The organism is Plantactinospora solaniradicis, assembly GCF_042658085.1.
Taxonomy (GTDB): domain Bacteria; phylum Actinomycetota; class Actinomycetes; order Mycobacteriales; family Micromonosporaceae; genus Plantactinospora; species Plantactinospora solaniradicis.
On record NZ_JBHSPR010000088.1, the window covers coordinates 1 to 725 of the forward strand.

1 protein-coding gene is annotated in these 725 nt (G+C 66.3%); it reads right to left on the reverse strand.

Annotation, left to right across the window (positions count from 1 at the left end; genetic code table 11):
- Positions 1 to 700: condensation domain-containing protein (locus tag ACFP2T_RS45645; RefSeq protein WP_377433710.1), on the reverse strand; the 700-nt coding region annotated here is incomplete at its 3' end.
- Positions 701 to 725: the final 25 nt, after the last annotated feature.

Sequence of the window (725 nt, forward strand, 5' to 3'; positions counted from 1 at the left end):
ACACCTCGATATCACTGAGCCGCACATCCGGATCCGCGGCCACCTGACCCAACACCCGCAGTAGCCGATCCAGAATTGCCTGAGCTGCCGGCTCGTCGTAAAGGTCTGGCCGATAGCTCAACCGCAGTTCGAAACCACCGAATGGGGTTACCACCAGGCCCAGCGGATAATTGATCGACTCACGAATACCGACCTCGGTGAATCTCAGTGCGCCGATCGGAGGTGGTCCGTCCGGGTCGCCGGGGAAGCTTTCGAAGGCCATCAGGGTGTCGAAGGAGGCGCCGGCTCCGGCGAGGCGCTGGATCTCGGTCAGTCCGAGGTGTTGGTGGTCGAGCAGTTCCGTCTGCTGTGTCTGTAGATCGCGCAGCAGTTGCGCGACGGTCTGCTCCGGCGAGAACCGCACGCGTACCGGAACGGTGTTGATGAACAACCCGAGCATGTTCTCCATGCCGGGCAGATCCGCCGGACGACCCGCCACGGTAGCGCCGAATACCACGTCGGTGCGCCCGGTCAGCTGGCCGACCACCAGGGCCCAGGCCGCCTGCGCCACCGTGTTCAAGGTCAGCCCGTGGGCCCGGGCCAGTTCCCGCAGCCCGCCGTCCAATTCGTCGCCCGCCATAGCTGTCACCACGCCGGTGATTGCGCGTGCTGCACTGTGGTCGAGTGGCGCGACCAGGGTGGGTTCGTCGGCGCCGGCCAACGCCAGCCGCCACGCCTCCCGCGCC